16 protein-coding genes are annotated in these 19,776 nt (G+C 38.5%); 3 read left to right on the forward strand and 13 right to left on the reverse strand.

Annotated features, from left to right (window positions below; all coding sequences use genetic code 11):
• Positions 1-5: 5 nt before the first annotated feature.
• From recQ to LC115_06255, 6 genes are all read right to left on the reverse strand, one after another.
• Positions 6-2,189: a DNA helicase RecQ gene (gene recQ, locus LC115_06230; protein ID MCZ2356272.1), complete on the reverse strand. Its 2,184-nt coding sequence runs from the start codon at positions 2,187-2,189 to the stop codon at positions 6-8.
• A gap of 146 nt (positions 2,190-2,335) precedes the next feature.
• Complete coding sequence (locus tag LC115_06235) at positions 2,336-4,066, reverse strand: hypothetical protein (protein MCZ2356273.1); 1,731 nt, start codon at positions 4,064-4,066, stop codon at positions 2,336-2,338.
• A gap of 84 nt (positions 4,067-4,150) precedes the next feature.
• Entirely contained in the window at positions 4,151-4,486 is a 336-nt protein-coding gene (locus LC115_06240; GenBank protein MCZ2356274.1) for a PKD domain-containing protein, read from the reverse strand.
• 103 nt (positions 4,487-4,589) lie between these two features.
• The gene (locus LC115_06245; protein ID MCZ2356275.1) at positions 4,590-5,171 is read right to left on the reverse strand and encodes an NADH-quinone oxidoreductase subunit I; all 582 of its coding nucleotides are present in this window, start codon (positions 5,169-5,171) and stop codon (positions 4,590-4,592) included.
• A gap of 70 nt (positions 5,172-5,241) precedes the next feature.
• Complete coding sequence (locus tag LC115_06250) at positions 5,242-6,069, reverse strand: enoyl-CoA hydratase/isomerase family protein (GenBank protein ID MCZ2356276.1); 828 nt, start codon at positions 6,067-6,069, stop codon at positions 5,242-5,244.
• 88 nt (positions 6,070-6,157) lie between these two features.
• The gene (locus LC115_06255) at positions 6,158-7,750 is read right to left on the reverse strand and encodes an OmpA family protein (protein ID MCZ2356277.1); all 1,593 of its coding nucleotides are present in this window, start codon (positions 7,748-7,750) and stop codon (positions 6,158-6,160) included.
• A gap of 336 nt (positions 7,751-8,086) precedes the next feature.
• Between LC115_06255 and LC115_06260 the strand changes: the two genes are divergently transcribed.
• Both LC115_06260 and LC115_06265 read left to right on the forward strand, forming a co-directional pair.
• Complete coding sequence (locus LC115_06260) at positions 8,087-9,595, forward strand: Ig-like domain-containing protein (protein ID MCZ2356278.1); 1,509 nt, start codon at positions 8,087-8,089, stop codon at positions 9,593-9,595.
• A gap of 214 nt (positions 9,596-9,809) precedes the next feature.
• Positions 9,810-12,080, forward strand: coding sequence for an NADP-dependent malic enzyme (locus LC115_06265; GenBank protein MCZ2356279.1), 2,271 nt, complete (start codon positions 9,810-9,812; stop codon positions 12,078-12,080).
• A gap of 92 nt (positions 12,081-12,172) precedes the next feature.
• Here LC115_06265 and LC115_06270 read toward each other — a convergent pair whose 3' ends face one another.
• From LC115_06270 to LC115_06290, 5 genes are read right to left on the reverse strand one after another with little or no spacing between them, the layout of a single operon-like run.
• Positions 12,173-13,432: an asparagine synthetase B gene (locus LC115_06270; protein ID MCZ2356280.1), complete on the reverse strand. Its 1,260-nt coding sequence runs from the start codon at positions 13,430-13,432 to the stop codon at positions 12,173-12,175.
• Complete coding sequence (locus LC115_06275) at positions 13,432-14,256, reverse strand: DUF3108 domain-containing protein (GenBank protein ID MCZ2356281.1); 825 nt, start codon at positions 14,254-14,256, stop codon at positions 13,432-13,434. The genes LC115_06270 and LC115_06275 overlap by 1 nt, the downstream gene beginning before the upstream one ends.
• 51 nt (positions 14,257-14,307) lie before the next feature.
• Complete coding sequence (locus LC115_06280; protein MCZ2356282.1) at positions 14,308-15,291, reverse strand: thioredoxin family protein; 984 nt, start codon at positions 15,289-15,291, stop codon at positions 14,308-14,310.
• A 58-nt stretch (positions 15,292-15,349) separates the two neighbouring features.
• Complete coding sequence (locus LC115_06285; GenBank protein MCZ2356283.1) at positions 15,350-16,048, reverse strand: DUF4197 domain-containing protein; 699 nt, start codon at positions 16,046-16,048, stop codon at positions 15,350-15,352.
• 49 nt (positions 16,049-16,097) lie between these two features.
• Positions 16,098-16,808, reverse strand: coding sequence for a hypothetical protein (locus tag LC115_06290; GenBank protein ID MCZ2356284.1), 711 nt, complete (start codon positions 16,806-16,808; stop codon positions 16,098-16,100).
• Between the two features lie 200 nt (positions 16,809-17,008).
• On the opposite strand from LC115_06290, the gene LC115_06295 reads away from it, so the two are divergent.
• A complete protein-coding gene (locus LC115_06295; GenBank protein MCZ2356285.1) occupies positions 17,009-17,962 on the forward strand; it encodes a hypothetical protein in 954 nt (317 codons plus the stop codon).
• Positions 17,963-17,964: 2 nt separating this feature from the next.
• On the opposite strand, the gene xseB is transcribed toward LC115_06295, so the two are convergent.
• Both xseB and xseA read right to left on the reverse strand, forming a co-directional pair.
• The gene (xseB, locus tag LC115_06300; GenBank protein MCZ2356286.1) at positions 17,965-18,186 is read right to left on the reverse strand and encodes an exodeoxyribonuclease VII small subunit; all 222 of its coding nucleotides are present in this window, start codon (positions 18,184-18,186) and stop codon (positions 17,965-17,967) included.
• On the reverse strand, positions 18,179-19,726 hold the full coding sequence (gene xseA, locus LC115_06305; protein MCZ2356287.1) for an exodeoxyribonuclease VII large subunit: 1,548 nt from the start codon (positions 19,724-19,726) through the stop codon (positions 18,179-18,181). Before xseA ends, xseB begins: the two co-directional genes overlap by 8 nt.
• Positions 19,727-19,776: the final 50 nt, after the last annotated feature.

Below are 19,776 nucleotides of genomic sequence, written 5' to 3' on the forward strand. Positions count from 1 at the left end.
ATATTTTAATTAGCCATTTCTGAGTAAAATTTGATACGCACCAATTGTAATTCTTCGGGGTCATATTCATCGTCAAATTCTTCTACTGCAATATCAATGGAGCCGTCTTCAGCGTGGCGAAAATAGTTATATACTTCTTCGATACGGTCTGGCTCAATAATTTGGCGGATATAGTAGTCTATGTTTAGTCTTGTTCCGGAATAAATAATATTTTCAATTTCGGCAATTACTTCAGCTAAGGTCATGCCGCGTAGTGTTGCAATCTGGTCTATCGGGGTTTTACGGTCAATGTGCTGAATGATAAATAATTTATTAGAGGAGTTATCTCCTTTAGTTTTAACGATAAAGTCATTTGGCCGAGATATATCGTTTTCTTCTACGTATTTTTGGATAAGTTCTAAAAAAGGTGTCGCAAATTTTCGTGCTTTTCCGGCTCCTACACCCACGATATTTTCAAATTCCTCCAACGTAATGGGATATTTGATGGCCATATCCTCTAATGACGGATCTTGAAATACAATGTAAGGAGGAACTTTCTTATCATGAGCAATTTTCTTCCTTAGATTTTTTAGCATTTCAAAAAGAATCTCATCATAAGACTTAACGTCTTCTATATGAGTAATATCGCTACTATTTTGAATAACGGTATTTTCAAATTTTATCAGAGATATTGGTGTTGGGTGTTCTAAAAATTCTTTACCGTGCTTCCCTAATTTGATGCAGCCATAGTCTTCGATGTCTTTAACAAGGTAATCTAATACGATAAGTTGGGTAAATATAGATTTCCATTCAAGTTCATCTAAATGAGCACCTTTTCCATGTGATTTTAATTTATCGTGGTGGTGCATTTTTATTTGCTGGCCTTGTGAGCCTCTCAAAAGGCTGATTAGGTGGTTCATCTGAAATTTTCCGTTTGTTTCCTGCACACAACCGAGAGCGTGTTTCACCAAATCGCTTGCATCAAAACGTTGTTTAGGGCTTCGGCAGTTATCGCACATCTCTTCACAGTGTTTCTCATCATAGAATTCACCAAAGTAATGTAAGATTAATTTTCTGCGGCAGATTCCTGATTCGCAGAATCCCGCCATCTCATAAAGTAAATGTTTTTGTGATTCTCTTTCGGAAACCCCTTTATCCTTCATAAACTTTTCTAACTTCACAATATCGTTAAAGTCATAGAAAAGTAAGCAGTTTCCTTCGAGGCCGTCTCGGCCAGATCTACCGGTTTCTTGGTAATAGCTTTCGATGGATTTTGGTACATCATAATGAATCACGAAGCGCACGTCCGGCTTATCTATCCCCATACCGAAGGCGATAGTAGCTACAACTACCTGAATCTCTTCGGATAAGAACATATCCTGATGCTGATTTCGTACAGAAGTCTCTAAACCAGCGTGATAAGGAGCGGCTTTGATTCCATTTACAGTTAAAATTTCAGAAAGCTCTTCTACTTTACGGCGGCTTAAACAGTAAATAATTCCGGATTTATTATGATTAGACTTGATGTATCGAATAATATCTGTAACGGGATCTCGTTTAGGGCGAATTTCGTAGTATAGGTTAGGGCGGTTAAAACTCGAAATAAAAGTCTCCGAATTTTCTAAAGAAAGGTTATTTACAATGTCTTGTTGAACTTTTGGGGTTGCAGTAGCCGTTAGGGCAATGATTGGGACACGTTTTACGATATTAATAATCGAACGGATTCTTCGGTATTCTGGGCGGAAGTCATGCCCCCATTCAGAAATACAATGAGCTTCATCAACGGCTACAAAACTGATGTCAGCTTGCCGTAAAAACTCAACAAATTCTTCTTTTACAAGGGATTCCGGAGCTACATAGAGGAGTTTTAACTGTCTGGATATGACTTTTTCTTTGACCAACTCATATTCGCTTTTGCTCATGGTTGAGTTTAGAAATCCGGCTTCTATACCAAGTGCCTGCATTTGGTCCACTTGGTTTTTCATGAGTGCGATTAATGGCGATATTACTAAGGCTGTACCCGGCTTCATAACGGCTGGTAGCTGGTAGCATAACGACTTACCGGCTCCGGTAGGCATCACGACAAAGCAATCTCCGCCGTTTAATAAATGGCGAATAACAGATTCTTGTTTTCCGCGAAAAAAGTCGTACCCAAAAAATTGCTTGAGGGTCTTATGTATGTCTATATCCTGAACTGCTTGGCTTATCATAGGAAGTATCACGAACAGATTCTCTGTCAGGTGAACAAAGTTATTGTTTTTTTCGAGCTAAAAAACAAGTTTTTTAAAAAATTTTGGCAGAAAAAAATAGCTGGACATGATATTATCCAGCTATTTTAAAGGTTAAAAGAATGGAATTAGTTTCCTACTGCGGCTTTAAATTCTGCACTTTCCCATTGTTTACGGAATTCTAAGTCATTACGAGCTTTGGTTCCGAATTTTGAGTCTAAGGTAGCAGCTTTCTTTAAATTAACAGCCATTATGTCGCTGGCACCTGTACGCACACCTACGATAGCGAGTACATAATAGTATAATGCTTGAGTTTGGTCTTCGCGAATAGCTGTTTCTAAATCTGTTTTTGCGCCGGCAAAATCACCCATTAGGAGTTTACATAATCCTGAATTGTATAACGCACCTCCCAAAGAACGAGAGTTTCCAAAACGCTCAGTAGCAGCAGAATACATAGCTTTCTTTTCTAAGATTACGCCATAGTTAAATTGTGCCTCAGGTGTTGATGTACCGGATAATGAATTTTCGTATAGTTTTTTGGCTTCAGCGATATTTTTCTTGTTTTTATAGGCAACGCCTAAATTGTTTTGAACAATATAGTTGTTTGCGCTCAGTCGGTTCGCTTCGCTTAGTGCGTTAAAGCCTTCTTCGGTATTTCTTTCTTTTAGGTAAAGAACTCCTAAGTCGTTAAAGGCGCGATACTCTTCTTTGTAGGCTTGGGTAAATTCTTTGAGCATATCGCGGCGAGCCGTGTTATTGGTAATGCGGGAGGCAGCATAAAGCCATTCTTCTTTTTGGAAGATTTCGCGAAGTGTACCTTTGTTTCCGCCGTTAGCAAAGATAGCAGAAATGGAATCTATTTGTGCATCAGTGCGTCTGGGTTCGTAGCCTTCTAAGCGAATGGTGGCGCGGCGTAACGGAGCTAAAATTTCCTCTACATTTTTGTAGCCACCAACTAAAGCCATGATTTTCTTCTCTTTAAGGTCTTCATCATAGCCGGCTGAGGCAATTTCGATAATCTGGCTTTTTACATCTTCGGAGAAAGGCATTGAGCGTAAATTTGCCTTAAACCCGTCCCAATCCTCTGAAGTAGTGGATATTTTAAAGAAAGTTGAATCTAAATAAGCGGAATATCCATAATTTTTTAGCTGGTCGGTTAGCCATTTTACGACCTCTTTAGAGCGATTTACGGAAAGCATTTGATTTCTTTTAAAAGGCCCTTCGGGGGAAGCAAAACCTACAACGGTAATGCTGGTAGCCGGAAAGCGTTTGGAAATAAAATCTCCGATATTACGGATTTCAGACTTGTCAAACTCTGTGGGCTGTATAGCAAAGACATCACGAGGAAATTGAAATACGGCTGTTAAGGTAAGCGGAACTTCTTTAACATAGCTATGCTTAGTCATTAAAAATTGGTCATTTTCATATACTAAGCGAGAAGTAGTGATACAGCAAGGTGCTAAGGTGAGATCCGGTAAATCAACGTTTTTCTTTTTGCGGCTATATTTATTTACAGCAATTAAGTTTCCGCCGTCCATTTTGTCGTTAAAGGCGGTTTCTCCGCTGGTAGAGAGGCTGGCTCCCTCTTTTTTGATATTGGGATATTTTTCGTAGGGAACATTAATTTTATTGAGTGTGAATGTGTTAGCTCCGTTTTTAATGACGAGTTCTCCGGTATAAATACCGCCTTTTTTGATACCGGATTTTGCCGGAATATTGGCTTTTACGGAAAATTTAACGGAATCAGCGTGAACTTCTAAAGGGTTAGGCGTTACGGTAACTGTTGCCCCTTTAAAACTTTTACAACTATGCGACCCGATAGCAAGCACTATGGCGAGTGCTAAATATGTACGTTTCATGAATATTGTGTGTGTTTGTGTGTGATAACTTTATGGATTTATGCGTGTAATCTTGTAGCAAAAGTAATAATAATCAATAAAAAATTAATCCGTTACGGTAATAATTTCTGTTTTTTCGCTAATATTATCTTTTTCACCGATAACAAGGCGAACCTTGTATTTTCCTGCTTCCAAATATTTGTGGGTAACGGTCAAGGTTCCAACAGAATTTTGCACTTTTCCATCTCCAAAATACCAAGTACAATCATCAAAGCCTTTATCATAATCAGAACAATTGGTAAAACTAACCTCTTGGCGTACTTTTATATTTGTTGCTGATGGAATAAAGCATGAGCGATAGTCCGGCTTCTGGCAAGCCCAAAAGCCTAAGCCAATAACTGTAAAACAAGTGAATTTGGATACTCTTAGCAAAGATTTCATAATCTTAGGTTCTCTGTAAAGATAGTTATCTAACGAACAAAACGAGATGCAAATGTAACTTAAGTTTCTGAATTACGAATTGCTCAGTAGTTTAATTTTTAGATTAAAGGGACGCTCGGTTTCTAATACTATGGCGGTTGTTGTTTACTAAAAAGTTAAACACAACTCCAAAGTCAGGGTTTCTTTTTTGAGCTAACCATTGAAGACGGTTAGTCAATTGAGATTTTTCGGTGAGTAATTTGGCTTTATCAAAGATAGCCTCGGATCTCTCCGCAAAGTTTATGTCATAGTTGTTAGACATAACGATGGCTTCTTCTGGGCAAACTTCTTCACAAAAGCCACAATAGATACAGCGTAACATATTGATTTCAAATGTTATGGGGTATCTTTCTTTAGGGTCATCTGTTTCGGCAGCTTGCATAGATATTGCTAAGGGGGGGCAAACTCGGGCACAAAGTCCACAGGCAACACACCGTTCTTTATTGTTTTCGGCCACTAATACCGGCCTACCGCGAAATTCTGCTCCCAAAACGGGCTTCTCTTCCGGATACTCTAATGTGTATGTAGGCTTAAACATGTGTTTAAAGGTGTACCACATTCCTTTGAATATCTCCGGAAAGTATAAACGTTCAGCAAAATTTAGGGTACGCTCATCTGGCCTACCTGTCAGAATACGCTTGTTCATTATGCAAATCAAGGAAAAAAAAACATAGAAAAAACAATAATTTAATTAGTTCTGATTTTTTCAAGATAAATCATAATCCTGTCCAGATAGGGGATCTTTTTTGCAGAAAAGCCTGTATTCCCTCTTTGGCATCTTGGGTTTGCAGTAGTTGGGATAGCTGATTTTTGAGCCAAATTTGTTGCTCTTCATAAGATACACCACGCATTGCCTGCATGGCTTGCATTCCGTGCCGTATAGCTGTGGGAGAGTTCTGTAACAATGAGTTTAATAAGGTATCAGTATGGTTATCAATGTTTTCTATGGAAACAATGCTATCTATGATATTTAAACTGTAAGCCTCTGTTGCCGAAATTGCTCTTCCCCATAGGCATAGTTCAAGGGCACGTTTGGGCGGCATTAAATTTAACAAAACCCCGAGTACCTGAAAGGGAAATATACCTCGTTTTACTTCAGGTAATGTAAATGTAGTTTTTTCAGTAGCAATAACATAGGTACTTGAACCCACTAATAAGAAGCCTCCGGCATACACATTTCCCTGTACTTTGGTAATAACCGGTTTATGTAAGTTTTGAAACAAAGAGGCGATTACTACTGTTTCGTCCACTAAAGGTATGGTAGATTCATCAGAATGAGTTGTTTTGCCGATGCTTCTTAAATCCATACCGGAGCAAAAAGTATCTCCATTTGCGCTTAAAACAACTGCCCAAACTTCCGGAGTGTAGTGGGCATACGCCATAGAATAAGCTAACTCGGACATCATTACGGAATTAATAGCGTTTTTAACTTCCGGCCGGTTTAGGGTAATGTACAAAACATTCTTCTTATGTATAACTTCAAGAGCTGCAAAACGTTGATTCTGAAAGGCAGCAATTTGTTCTGAATTAAACGGATAGTTCATATTAAAGGCAAAACTACGGATAATTAAAAAAACTCTGCCTAAAAAGTACATTAGGCAGAGTTTTTTAGAATCAAAATGTCAGGATAAATTACTCTTTGTCCAAAGAAATACGAATTTCTACCCGACGGTTAGTTGCTTGTACGGCTTTCATTTTATTGACTGACAATGGTTTGGATTTTCCAAATGATTGTGTTTTAATTTTATTGGCTGGAATACCATAAACATCAGTTAAGATTTTAGCTACTGCGTCTGCTCTGATTTGAGATAATTTTTGGTTTGTAGCTTCTGAGCCTACAATATCAGTATGGCCGGATAAATTTACTCTAAGCTCCGGAGTTGTTTTCAATAGGTTTGCTACTTCGGCAATCTGTGGGTAAAAATCACCTTTAACAGTATAGTCATTAAAGTCAAAATAAACTACATTTAAGAAAAGATTACTACCGGAATATTTGTTGATAACGGTTGTATTGTTGTTACCTGCATTATTTGCTGTTGGGGTTGTGCCGGTTACGCTTTGTCCTTTGAAATTAACAATTGCATTGGGGGGTGAATTAGGCTCTTGGTCTCTATGGTCTGGCACTCCGTCTCCGTCAGAATCTTTGGTAGAGACTCCATATTTATCTACCGGGTCGCCTTTTGGGGTAGTTAAATCCATATCATAAGCATCATTTACGCCGTCTCCGTCAACATCAACTGGAACACCGCGTGGCCCAACAATAGTACCGGGAGGGGTGTTGTTGTCTTGGTCTAAATAATCTGGAACGCCATCTTTGTCTTTATCTTTACGCATATTTGCGATGGTTGCCTCCATACTATTAACCTTGTCGTTATTATCTGCAAACGGATGAACTCTATCAATATTTTGGTCACCTCTACCAAAATAGTAGGTATAATTTAAATTAAGATATGAATAACTATCATTACCAGATCCTTTTGCTTCGTAGCCGTCTATTTTGTCTGTAATTGCAGGGCGATACGAAAACTCTAACCCTATATCAGATTTCATGCTTACCGGATATTTGATTCCTAAGCCGATAGGAAGAATTGGGCGAATATAGCTCCCATAACTGAGCAGTAAAGAGTCATTAGAAACTTTCCGATACTTCCCTGAAAAACCAATAGTACCAACACCTAATGTTGCGTAAATCAATGCTTTTCTGTTTTTGTACTCTTTGTTGGGATTAAAATGGATGTTACTTAAATAAATAACCCCATTTAGAGAGGCATCCCAAAAATTAGCTAAGAAATAGTGGCGTGTTTTTGGGGTTTTAGATACTGTAATAGTTCCCGATAGCCTACCGTAAGTTCCGGATAATCTTACGCCAAACATAGAAGAAATATTTTTTTGAACCATTGCTCCCGCTCCCCATTGAAACTCAGATTTCGACTTAGTATCTTCTTTACTGAAGAAAGGTGGAATTTGCCCAAAGTCATAGTTCCGAATATCTCCCCAAAAGTTCGTAACTCCTCCATGAATCCCGATTAACCAAGTATTGTAAGTAACAGGGGGGCTATTTACGGCAGGGCTGGCAGCCTTAGAATCTTTTTGGTTAGCAGTAGTAGTGGGTGTTTTTTTGTCTTTTTCCGCATTATTAGCTGGTGATTGCGCAATAAGATTGCCCCCGAAAACCAAAAAAACCGCTAACAAAAATTTATAGATAAGCGTATTAGGTGATAACATATTTTAAGTTTAATGGATTACGTATTCTTAGGTTTCTCAATTGCCCGCAAAATTAGTAATAATGTGCATACTTCATCACTGAATATTTTAGTCTTGAGTGCCAAATTATTTTTTTTTTGATTTTTATAGATAATGATTTGTTTTTTTAACCCAAAAACTAATTAAAAATCAAATAATGAAGATAACAATTAAACCTTATTATAGTTTTTGATTTTTAAATAATCTAATTAACAACGGATTAGAATAAGTTTTCAATTACTTTATATGTTTTTTCAACAGAAAAAACTAATTTTGGCATTAATATTGATAATTGAGAAATACTTTTTTTTAAACTATATGCAAAAAGGAATAACTTTTCATCGGTTATGGCACTTTTTAGTGCTGGCTTCGTTTGTATTCGGAGCAACGTTAGTGGGCTGTAAAAAAGACAATGACAACCCAAATGGTGGTTCTTCACAAGGGAAAGGAAAATATCTTTTACAGATTGAGAATGGTGCTAAAACTATCCTTCCTGACCAGTCATTTACCTACACTGCTCGCGTAATTAACGAAAGCGGCGTATCTTCGGCAGCAACAAGTGTTACGTGGAGTTCAAGCACTACCAGTGTGGCTGATATTTCAGCTTCGGGGGTAGTAACGGCAAAAGGTATTGGCCAAACAACTATCACAGCAAAGGTAAATTTAGAGGGGCGTGAATATACTGCTTCTGTACCACTACAAATTGCCGGAACACCGCTATTTACCGTTGGACCCGCAGCTATTTTGTGCGATCCCGGTTTTGAACTGCAATTTGAATCTTTCTTATACACCGGAACCGGCCCCTTAGCATCCAATAAATTCACCTACTCTATAGATAAATCATCAGTAGCTACGGTTTCTGCTTCAGGAGCATTCAAGGCGGTAGCTCCCGGAACAGCTACAATTACTGTTAAAGCTCAATATGACGGAGACCCAGTAGTATTAGTACCAGTGCTTGTGGTAGGCGTTCCAGAAGTAACTCTTCCAGTAGTGAGGGTTCAAGTAACTCCCGGAAGCGCATCTGCCTTTAAAGGAGATACAAAACAATTTACAGCAAAAGCATTTAATGGTAACAATCAACAAGTTACAGAAACATTTACATGGAAAACGACCAATAGCTCTGTAGCTACCATAGATCCAAACGGCCTTGTTACTTGTGTGGGAATGGGAGAAGTTACCATTCAGGCTATTGCCAAAGGGGTGATAGGAGAAGCTTATTTAGAAGTATATCCAGATACAATGGTTGTTATAGAGCCATTTTATGCCTCAGTAGCTCCCGGAAAAACCAAACAATTCACAGCTAAAGTTTATAACGCCAAAACAAATACAGTTCTTTCCGGAGTACCCCTAACATGGGAATTACCTACTTTCCCTGCCGGCTTTGACATACTTAATATCGGAACGGTTTCTTCTACCGGCTTAGTTACTGTAAAAACAGATGCTATACAAGGAAACGCTTCTACCGTAGTTTGCTACGTAACAGGCAAAGAATACACTGCGGGAGGTGCAATGGTTATGGTTGGCGTTCAGGCTGGTGATGATTGCGGTAGCGGCAATCCGGCTGTTGCCTCAATAACAGTAGCCGAAGGAAACACAATCAACCTAAGTGTAACTTCTAACCCCTCAAAACAATTGACTGTTGCAGCCTTAGACGCACTTGGCAACCCAGTAACGAATCCAGAACTGCGCTATAGCTCTGATAACGCAGTTACTTGTACTGTAGATAGCAACGGATTTATAGCCGCTGCTGCACCCGGAACAGCTATCATCACAATATGCTCCGGTAATTACGCCCAAAAACAAATTACAGTAAATGTAAGTTTCTAAAAAACACAGTAACCCTATACTTAAAAAGGCCATCCCGTTTTCTGGATGGCCTTTTTAAGTAATTCAATTTGATAATAAAACTACTGATTTGAATAATTTGAAGGCTTGATATTGCGAAATACACAATCATATAGGTATAAACAACCAGATTTATTCCGAAAATTTTTAGTGCAAAAACATTAAAGTTAATTAAAACCGCTTAATTTTGTCAGTTATGAATATTCGCAAAGAGGATGCATTGGCATACCACCAAGGAGATAAAAACGGAAAAATAGAAATTATTCCTTCAAAACCAGTTTCTTCGATTCGGGATTTATCATTAGCATATTCACCCGGGGTAGCTTATCCTTGCTTAGAAATTGCCGAAGACGTTTCTAAGGTTTATGACTACACGGCAAAAGGAAATATTGTTGCTGTTATCAGTAACGGAACTGCCGTTTTAGGTTTAGGAAACATTGGTCCGGAAGCCGCCAAACCGGTTATGGAAGGAAAAGCCGTCCTCCTAAAAAAATATGCAGATATTGACGGTTTAGATATAGAGATAAACGCCACTGACCCCGAAGAACTTATCCGCATAATAGCCAGCTTAGAGCCTTCTTTTGGAGCCATTAACCTTGAGGACATTAAATCTCCTGAGTGTTTTATCATCGAGAAAAAACTGAAAGAGATACTACGCATACCGGTTATGCACGATGATCAACACGGTACAGCGATTATTTCCGGTGCAGCATTGATAAATGCGTTAGAAATAGCCCAAAAAGACATCAGCCAGATTCAAATGGTTGTTAGCGGAGCAGGAGCCGCAGCTATTGCGTGTGCTAACTTTTATGTCTCATTAGGGGTCTCAAAGCAAAATATTGTGATGGTAGATAAAACCGGCGTAATCCATAAAAGCCGCCCAAACCTTGACTCCGTAAAATCTCTGTATGCTACTGACCGTACCGAAATAACCACATTAGCAGAAGCTATGAAAAATGCCGATGTCTTTGTGGGGCTATCTTCTGCTAATTTAGTTACACCGGAAATGCTACTATCCATGAGCAAAAACCCAATTGTTTTTGCCTTAGCTAACCCAGATCCCGAAATTGCCTATCCTGTAGCTATGGAAACCCGTAACGACATCATCATGGCTACCGGACGCTCAGATTATCCAAATCAGGTAAACAATGTATTGGGTTTTCCCTACATATTTCGAGGTGCATTAGACGTTAGGGCTACTGCCATTAACGAAGAAATGAAAATGGCTGCCGCACGAGCCATCGCTGCATTAGCCCATGAACCCGTCCCTGAATCCATATCCAGCATTTACAATAAACATAGCTTAGTTTTTGGCTCGGAATATCTTATTCCCAAACCAATGGATACCCGTTTACTCTGGGCAGTATCTTCGGCTGTGGCTAAAGCTGCTATAAAAACAAATGTTGCCTCAAAACCCATCGAAAATTGGGAAAACTATAAAGAACAATTAGAAGGCAGGCTCGGGCTGAACAAAGGCTTTATCCGCTCAATTGTACTGAAAGCACAGCAAACCCCCAAAAGAATCATTCTGCCGGAAGCAGATTCTTACAAAATACTAAAAGCAGCTCAAATAGCTATTGATGAAGGAGTTGCACAGCCTATTTTGATTGGAAATAAGGCTAAAATCCGCGCAAAAATACAAGAATTTGAAATTGACCTCGCTGACGTAGAAATTATTGACCCAGAGCCAGCCCATGAGCAAAGGGAATATTTTGCAAATCTATATTTTGAAAAAAGACAGCGAAGAGGAATTCGGCTTATTGAAGCCCGAAACCTGATGCAAAATCCAGATTATTTTGGCCTCATGATGGTCGAAACCGGAATGGCCGATGCATTAATAACCGGCCTGAACAACAGCTATCCGGTAGCAATACGCCCGGCATTAGAAGTCATTGGAAAAGAACCTCTTGTAAAAACATTGGCTGGCTTGTATGTTCTCAATACCAAACGAGGTCTTTTCTTCTTTGCCGACACCACCTTTAATAAGCAACCAACTGCAGACCAATTAGTTGAAATCACGGAGCTTACTGTAAGAGCAGTTCGTTTCTTCAACGCCCAGCCCCGTGTAGCACTGCTTTCTTATTCTAATTTTGGCAGCAATAGAGATTCTACGTCCGAAAAAATCCAGCAGGCAACCCAAATCTTAAAACAAAGACACCCTAAGCTAATCTTAGACGGTGAAATCCAAGCTAACTTCGCCTTACGGACAGATTTATTGCAGGAATTTTTTCCGTTTTCAGAACTGGCAGCTACCGGAGCCAATACGTTTATATTCCCAGATTTAACTTCTGCAAATATTGCCTATAAACTAATTCAAGAAATTGGAGGCATTGAAGCAATAGGGCCGGTTCTATTGGGGCTAAACAAGCCAGTACATATTTTACAAATGGGAAGTTCTATCCGTGAAATTGTCAATATGATTTCAATAGCTGTGGTGGATGCCCAATCTAAAAATGAATTCTTTTGATAGAAGCAAAATCCTACGAATAGCTAAACGGTGAATTTTGATTAAAATTCACCGTTTGTATTTTATGGTTTTCAGTAAATATCAAAATGGATTTAGGTTTTTTGTTTTTTCTTTTTCGCAGCCGGAAAAAGGACGTTATTTAGGATAAGCCGGTATCCCGGAGAATTTTTATGGAGTGAAAGGTCGGTATGCTCATCCCCTACAAAATGCTGATAATCTTCGGGGTCATGCCCGCCATAAAACGTCCACATACCGCGTCCATAATTTCCGTGCATATATCTGGCTTCGCTAAATGCCTTAAACTCACCCATTACCAAAACATCCGGCTTAATAAACTTTTTGTTAAATGCTGTGGTTTGCCCCATAAATCCTTTAACGGTGAGGTTATGGTTTTGGCAAAGCATCGTAGGAACCGGATCCCATTTAGCTGAAAATTCAAATAATGAGAAATAATCTATATCCTGAGGAACCATTCGGTAAGGAGAGGTATCTATATTTGAATATTCATAGATGACTGGATTTTTTTCTAAGGTAAAGTTTTGGAAGGCAAACCCACGGGTAAAATCTAATTTGGATTGTGCATTGGGGTCTTGCGGGTCTCCGTCATACATTACATCGCAGATGTCTAAACCCTCTGCGCAGAGAGCAATATCATAAGAATCTGTTGCAGAGCACATTGCAAATAAAAAGCCACCTTTTTCTACATAATCCCGAATTCTTTTTGCTACCGCTAATTTTAATTGAGATACTTTGGTATAGCCATATTTTTTAGCGATAGCTTCATTTTCCATCACGTCATTTTGATACCATGCTTGTGTGTGAAAAGATGCCCAGAACTTTCCGTATTGTCCGGTAAAATCCTCATGATGAAGGTGTAACCAATCGTATTCGGCTAATTTTCCATCCATTACTTCTGCGTCATATACGATGTCATAAGGTATTTCGGCATAGGTAAGCACTAAGGTTACGGCATCATCCCAAGGTAGTTTGGACTTTGGGGAATATACAGCTATCTTTGGGGTCTTCTCTAACTTCACGGCATCCATATTGTTATTCTCGGAAGCTATTAAAGAGAGAATTTGAGTGGATTTGGCATCTGGAATTCGATCATAGCTAATCCCTCGTATTGTTAGTTCATTTTCAAATACTTGGCTATATTTAAACATAAAACTTCCGCCGCGATAATTTAGTAGCCAATCTACTTCTATACCATGAGCGATAATCCAATAGGCAGCACCGTATGCTTTTAGGTGGTCTGTTTGCGTATTATCCATCGGAATAAGGATATAGTCAGCCCGCAAAATACCTGCATATAAGCCTACTATGAACGAACAAAAACGTAATAGCTTCATCACTTAACTTTTGAGGTGAACGGGTTGCGTAAGTTAGAATAGTTTTTTAGGTCTGCTTCTACTGAACCCACGATTACAGGGGATTTTACTTTTAGGGGGATTTTATTTTCATCATCGGAAACCCATATTTCCATAGTATTAGATTCTTTAAAAACGCGGCCTTCAACCAAGAGCGGTTGTAGTTTAATGGTGTTAAATACGGCATTTCCCAATTTAAGTTTTTCTTTTCCGATAACTTTTACGCCTAAATCATAAATTTCGTCATCTAAGAATATAGGGATTTTGAAAACATCACCAGATAAAGCGTTTTCAAAATCTAAGCAACGTGCATAGTATAAGGCACTTAATACATCCTGAATATTTATGGGAATAGCGGTTGTTTTTCGGGTACTTTTGACTGTTTTGGTACTGAAATCGAAAGATACGGTATCACTAAATTTATAGCCGCCTTCTTCTACTTTTCGGATATAGTAAAGCGGGAGGAGTGTTTGCTTATCTACATAAGTTGTATAGTAATCACGAACACGGAAGAACCAGTCAAAAGAAGAGGCAGACCGGCCACTTCCTAATAATTGGTAACATTCGCGTCCGTTATGCAGAATACTTTTTTTGTGTACTTCAAAACTTGCTTCTCCGGCATTAAGCCAGCCATAATGAACTCGATAAGTAAGACGTTCTCCTTCTACAAAAGCATCCTGCCTGACTTTGCGGGAGGCGGAGTCAGGGCGGGTTTTTTCGGATGGTTTGGCCAAAAGATTTAAGGTTGAAAATATAAACCCTGCCAAAAACAAGAGCTTAGTTATCTGCAACTTATGATTATTCATTTTGGGTTTAGTTGTGTAGATGTAGTGCAAATTTTATTCCAAGTTTAGGGGTTAAAGTTTAGCTGTTATGAGTGCATTTAGGATTTCGGAGCTTTCTCGGGAAATAGATTCTTTTTTGGCCAATTTTAGGGATTCTTTAATAGCTTCTGCGGCATCTTCGTAGCGTTGGTTTTGAAACAGCAAGAAGGCTTTGGTGTCATATTTTTCAGGGTCTGGTTCCATTCGGATGGCTTGGTTAATCCAGCGCATTGTTATTGGGGAAATCTGGTCGCTATTCATGTAAAAAAGCACAGACCAATGTAATTGGTCTGCGCTTAGTTTTTCACTTTCAAAAAGCGGGTTAATGATTTCCGTTAACTTCTCATATTGTCGCGAATTTCCGTAATAAGTTGCTTCTAATATCCATAGTTGGTTTGGAGGCAGCTGTTTTTGGCTTTCTGCCATCAGGGCATCAAAATCTACTTCATTCCAAAACTTACCATACTCGGCGGCTTTTAGCTTGGCAGACTTAGTTGCCGGATTCATCCCGATTTTGTCTTCAATAACGGGTGCTACTTTTTCTTTTAGTCGCTGATAATCTTCTAATCGTGAAGAAGATTTTCCTTTGGGTTTCATATTTGGGAGATATTTTTCCAAAACCTGTAAAAAACCAGTTTTATCCAGCATACCAATTTCGCGCCCAATTTCGTTCCCTTCTGAGTCAAAGAAAACTACGGTTGGGTATGCTCTCACTCTGTATTTATTCTGAAGTCCGGGGCCTTCACCTTTCTCAGCATCTAACTTATAGGCTAACATATTCTTACTCACAAAGTTGCCTACATCTTCATCTTTGAAAGTGGTAGATGACATCATTTTGCAAGGGCCGCACCAAACCGCAAAAAAATCTACAAAAAAGCCTTTTTTGGCCTTTTTGGCTTCCGCAAGTAATTCGCTCCAAGAGCCTTGAAAAAAATGTATGCCCGGCTCTTTACTTTTCTGGGCAAAAACACTTACGGACATTAATAATGCTACGTAAAAAAGAATGATTCTTTTCATAAATTCTAATAAAAAACAACCCAAAGATAGCAAATTTTAAGCCAAATATAAACAATAGTTATGCAAATCTGTATATTCTTTGCAATAACGGAGTTACCTGTGCTTTGGGAATAGTTCTGATATAACTTTCTTCTTGTGCTAAACGATTGAATATAATCTCTAAAATCTTGTTAGTAACATAGTTATCTAACTGTGTTTGAATAGTTGGTGTGTTGGGGACTTTAAGATAAGTTTCTACTAATTCGTTCCAACGCAATGTAGCTAAGCTGGATTGTAGTTCCTGTGCCACAATTCCATGAAAGTTTTGATAAACCATTTCATAGGAAGCCATTTTAAAAAACCGTGTTGCGTCCGTTGGGTTTCCGTATAAAATTTTTTGTGGATCTGTAATATCCCAATTATCAGTAGCTTGCTTTATTATCGGGAATAATGCTTTTACAGAACGTTCTGCAGAACGGTTCATTAAGTATTCTAATTCCTGCATTTTAGCTACTCCGGCCTCTGTTTGGTTCATAATAGAAACCAATGCGCTATCTTGCTGTGGAAAAGGTATTTGTGTGAGACTTCCGGCTGCAAATCCCTGATAGTGCCCTAAACGGCTGATGACAGAATCTGACCCAATGACAATAGTTTCGCGTAAGCCAGCTTTTATTTCGGATGCCGATAAACCCACCGGAACATCCGGATCTTTTTTGCAATTACAGCTAAACAATAATAAACCTAATAAACTGCTAAGCAGTATGGAGCGAAAAACCATATACAAAGTTATGTAATTTTAGAACTTATGTGTGCAAGTAAAATAAGTTTTATTGCACAAAATCCCCAATAGCTAAGTGGTGCTGGCTTCCGGAATATACCGTAGAGTTAGGGGATAATGACCAAGAATACCCTACGACCACTCCATTCATGTCGGTGTATAGCCGAGCGGTTCCTGCCCCAAGACCGGAACAAGTATCGCATCGAGTATCGTTAGAATGTGGCAAAAGGCTGGAATCTACTACTCGAATACTCCACTGGCGGGTATTTCCAACAATCGGTGCAATTGGGGTTATTTCTTCCGGCACAAGCGTTACTATCATGATGTGGTTAAAAGTTGCAACAGAATCAGCATTGTGAATCGCGATAACGGTGTTTGGGTGTATATCTTTAATATAAGAGAATCGCTTAAAGCGATCTTTATGTTCAATTGCCTGAAAATAGTCTGTACCGCTTGGTAGAGCTGAACCAAGCCATGTTTGAAGATCAAAGCTGTTATAGTTATAAGTAACTTTTAACAAAGCAGTTAGTAGTCCGCTATGGTCTGCATTGCAGGTATATTCTCCGGCTCCGGCAAGATCCTTCCATGCTACAACGGACGTGTTGGCTGTATAAATATTTTGCGCAGGAGGGGTATTTTGAACCAACTCAGTAGCCCATTGAACCATTGTTTTAGGCGTAACAGATACAAGGTCTTTTTCTGTACAACCGGTTGAAAAAAGTAGTAGTATGGTTGCTACGAAAAAAAAATATAAGCGCATTTATAGTAAAAGTAAAATTAAAAAACCAACCGCAAAGATAGAAAACTGTTAAATAAAGGGATAAATAAGTTTCAAAATAAAGATTATAGCTTAAACAAAAAGCAAGTTCGGTGGGTTTTGGGGCTGAAGGCAATAAAAATTTACAGATATATTAGAATTGTATCAGTAGCTTTTATAGTTTTGCGGCTGTTTCATTTTGGATGTCTAATAATCCTCCGCTAACACTACAAGAGGCATGGCTGCGCGTTTGGTTTCGTAGGAAATACGTAATAGTTACCGTGCTTATTAGCGCATTATTAGCGGTTATATTTTCGCTCCCTTGGTTTGTTACCCCCAAATACAAAGCATCAGCAGAATTTATCCCGCCTAACTTTGCCAGTATCAAACAGTTGAACTTCAAGGAAAGCCAACAGGTAGGCTTTGGAATTGGCGGAAATGACGACGCTGATAGATGTGTTGCTATTTTAACAGCAGCTTCTGCCCGAAAGGCGGTATCCGAAAAATTTCAATGGATACAACAATTTGGGCTTTCTCATTATCCGTTAGATAAGCAAGACAAAATAATAGAAGGCGTTTTTGACGGAGATATAGACGTTCGCACAACTCCAGCCTCTTCAATTGTCGTATCCGTCTTTAATATTGACTCTACCCAAGCCGCTGCAACAGCTAATTTTTTGGTAACATATTTAGATAGTTTGTTAGAAACTTTTGCCGGCCGCAAAACGAGCATTTTGGCAATACAGCCCACATTAGCCGAATTAAAAGAGCAAAAACAAGCCATTTTAGACACATTGGCAGGTATCAGAAAGCGGTATAAGATTTATCATACAGAACTTGGCAGTGAAGATTATATGAAAAAAACACTCCCTGGTATGGTAGATTCTCCCGAAGCCCATCAGATTTATGATAATTTAGTGAGCTTAGAACGCCGCCTGTATATCGTTGACGGAGAAATAGCTTTATTAGAGCGCGAAAAAGAACGAATAGAAATTCACTTAAAAGCATTTCCTACAATACTAAACATATACCAGCAGGCAAGTGTTCCTCACTACATATCTCGCCCACAACGGCTCTTGATTGTTATGGGTACGTGTATATCTGTCTTGCTCGTTTTAGTGCTGGCCATCGTCTTTTTGGATAAAAATCCACATTGATTTTACGCTTCCTTTGTTTCGTCAGCTATTTCTTTCAAGATATTATTCACATCTTCTTCGGTAGTACGCAGTTTTTGCTTGCAAATGCGAATTAGTAAAGCAGCTCGCTTTGTCTTTTGAGAGAGTTCATCTATCGAAATTTCCCCTTGTTCAATCTCTGCTACAATTGTTTGCAGCTCATTAAAAGCTTCTGTGTAGGTTATATTTTTATCTAAATTATTCATTTTCAAGTTGTTGAATTTCTCTGACAACACTTATTAAGGTTCCGTCTGCTAACACTGTCTGAATCTCGTCATTTGGGTTAAGTTGGGAAATACTGGACACAATGCGGCCATTTTTAAGGGTCAAAGAAAATCCCTTTTTTAAAATTTGAACCGGATCTGACCAAATAACCAACTTTTCTACTTCTGAAATAGAACGTTCTTTTTCCTTAAATAAAGTTCGTACAGCAGAATTTAAGCGCAAAAAAAGCTCATTTTGCTGTTTCCTCTGCGCACGAATAGTAGTATTAAAAACAAAATTAAAGTGTTTTGTAATAACAACTAATTCATTACCATGCTTTTGTAACCCTTGCTGAATTTCTTTTTCGGTATTATTTTGCAGATTTTGCAGATTTTGCCTCAATAAGTTGAACAAGGCATTTTTAAAAAAAAGAATTTTGGGGGGAACGTTTTTTAGATGATTATTAGACTTATCTAAGACAAATAAGCAAGTTTTATGCAGTTGTTTGCGGATGTGCGATATTTCGGTATTTGCCTGAAACAGCTTATTTTGGGTTAAATTTTGGAAGTTTTGTGTGTGTAGATAAAATACAGAATAAGTTTCCTGTATTTTCCGTTTTGAAATCAGGGCTAATTTTTCAGTTATTTTTTGGAGTGGGATAGCAGCATTGTGAAACTGCTGAATCAGAAATTCAGCCAATTTGGTTGGCGTAATGGCATTATGAAAGGCAACCATTTCAGCAACAGTTTCATTCGTAGAGTGCCCGATGCCGGTAAAAATTGGTATTGGGCATAGCGCAATTACTTGGGCTAAATTAAAATGATTAAAAATAGAAAGCCCAATATCGCTTCCGCCCCCGCGCACAATAGCTATTATATCAAAATTTTCTTTCAGTTTTTGAATCCGCAAAATCTGGCTTGTAATATCTGCTATGGCACGTTCACCTTGTAAAACCGCCGGAAATAGAGTCATAGAAAAAGCGTATCCCCACGAATTATGCTCTAAAACATTCAAAAAATCTGCGTATCCTTTGCTTGTTTCTACCGAAATAACCGCTATCCGTTGAGGTAATATAGGGATCTGCAAACGCTTGTTCTGGGAAAAAATACCAATAGATTGTAGTTTTTGGATAGCGCGCATTTTTTCTGCCTCCAAATCCCCCAAAGTGTAAGTCGGGTCAATATCTAAAATCCGCAACGAAAGCCCATAAACAGAATCATAAGTGATTTTTGCTAAAAATAAAATCTTAATTCCCTCTTTAAGAGGTTCTTGCAAAATATCCAAAAACTGATTGTTTATCCGAAGATAATCTTCTTTCCAAAGAATTGCACGTAATTGCGCAATAACCTTACCTGCTTGTTTTTCAACTAATTCCGGGTAGCAATGCCCTGTATAACGGTAAAAGTTTAGCTTATTCATTTCTGCTTTTACCCAAAAAGAACTGCTATAACGGTCAGTGAGAGTTCGCTGAATACTTTGTGTTACTTCATATAACGTAAAGATTTTTTTTTCATGGATAAACTCCGGCATGATAAACTTCAAACCTCCAATTTGAAAGCAAAAGTAACTATTTAGGCATTGGCAGAATTTAA

The organism is Bacteroidia bacterium (assembly GCA_026932145.1).
In the GTDB taxonomy this organism is placed as follows: Bacteria; Bacteroidota; Bacteroidia; order J057; family JAIXKT01; genus JAIXKT01.